This is a genomic window from Glycomyces sp. NPDC050141, from assembly GCF_055586545.1.
This window is the reverse complement of record NZ_JBVJHZ010000080.1, coordinates 1-1,883: the sequence shown is the minus strand read 5'-3', so window position 1 is coordinate 1,883 and position 1,883 is coordinate 1. Positions and strand designations below refer to the sequence as shown.

Below are 1,883 nucleotides of genomic sequence, written 5' to 3'. Positions count from 1 at the left end.
CGTGCAACGTGCAGTCGACACACCATTTAAAACATTTAGTCCATACACACCCGAGCAGTAACCGATGACGACGTGATGCCGACATACGGGCTCGGATGGTTGACGCCCCCTCGCAAGGGGGGTCGGGACTCCTTAGAAAGGAGGTGATCCAGCCGCACCTTCCGGTACGGCTACCTTGTTACGACTTCGTCCTAATCGCCAGCCCCACCTTCGACCACTCCCTCCGGTAAACCGGTTAGGCCGCAGGCTTCGGGTGTTGCCAACTTTCATGACGTGACGGGCGGTGTGTACAAGGCCCGGGAACGCATTCACCGCAGCGTTGCTGATCTGCGATTACTAGCGACTCCACCTTCATCGAGTCGAGTTGCAGACTCGAATCCGAACCAAGACCGGCTTTACAGGGATTCGCTCCACCTCACGGTATCGCAACCCGCTGTACCGGCCAATGTAGCATGCGTGAAGCCCTAGACATAAGGGGCATGATGACTTGACCTCATCCCCACCTTCCTCCGAGTTAACCCCGGCAGTCTCCCGTGAGTCCCCAACTGAATGCTGGCAACACGGGATAAGGGTTGCGCTCGTTGCGGGACTTAACCCAACATCTCACGACACGAGCTGACGACAGCCATGCACCACCTGTCACCCAGTCCGAAGAGGCCTCTATCTCTAGAGGTTTCCGGGTGATGTCAAACCTAGGTAAGGTTCTTCGCGTTGCATCGAATTAATCCGCATGCTCCGCCGCTTGTGCGGGCCCCCGTCAATTCCTTTGAGTTTTAGCCTTGCGGCCGTACTCCCCAGGCGGGGCGCTTAATGCGTTAGCTACGGCACAGAATCAACCAACGTGACCCCACACCTAGCGCCCACCGTTTACAGCATGGACTACCAGGGTATCTAATCCTGTTCGCTCCCCACGCTTTCGCTCCTCAGCGTCAGAACAATCCCAGAGATCCGCCTTCGCCACCGGTGTTCCTCCACATATCTGCGCATTTCACCGCTACACGTAGAATTCCGATCTCCCCTAATTGCCTCAAGTCGACCCGTATCCACCGCAAAACCCCGGTTAAGCCGAGGCCTTTCACGGCGGACGCAATCAACCGCCTACGAGCCCTTTACGCCCAATAAATCCGGACAACGCTCGCGCCCTACGTCTTACCGCGGCTGCTGGCACGTAGTTAGCCGGCGCTTATTCAACCACTACCGTCAACCAGGCGAATACCTGGCCTTCGTGGTGGATAAAAGAGGTTTACAACCCGAAAGCCGTCATCCCTCACGCGGCGTCGCTGCATCAGGCTTCCGCCCATTGTGCAAAATTCCCCACTGCTGCCTCCCGTAGGAGTCTGGGCCGTATCTCAGTCCCAATGTGACCGACCGCCCTCTCAGGCCGGCTACCCGTCATCGCCTTGGTACGCCACTACCGCACCAACAAGCTGATAGGCCGCGGGCCCCTCCCCAACCGCAAAAACTTTCCACCCAGCACCATGCGGAGCCAGGTCGTATCCGGTATTAGCCGCCGTTTCCAACGGTTATCCCAGAGATGGGGGCAGGTTACCCACGTGTTACTCACCCGTTCGCCACTCGAGTACCCGCAAGCGGGCCTTTCCGTTCGACTTGCATGTGTGAAGCACGCCGCCAGCGTTCGTCCTGAGCCAGGATCAAACTCTCCAACAAAAACCTGTTGCGCACCACAACCTTGCGGCTATGGCGACTTTGGTATGTGTCGAAGCATGTCCTGACCGATTTTCAACGGGACACCAAGCAAGTGTCCCAAGGAAAAGACAGTCAAAAACAGTACCAACCAAGCATCACCGAAACCTTGTCCAGTGACCTCGATCAGCCCGCACGCTGACCATCCAAACACCCTGTTGAGTTCTCAAACAACACGC

Annotated in this window: 1 rRNA gene; it reads right to left on the bottom strand. The window is 57.1% G+C overall.

Features of this window, described 5'->3' with window-relative positions:
• Positions 1 to 136: 136 nt before the first annotated feature.
• A 16S ribosomal RNA gene (locus tag ACZ60M_RS25400) occupies positions 137 to 1,668 on the bottom strand.
• Positions 1,669 to 1,883 lie beyond the last annotated feature (215 nt).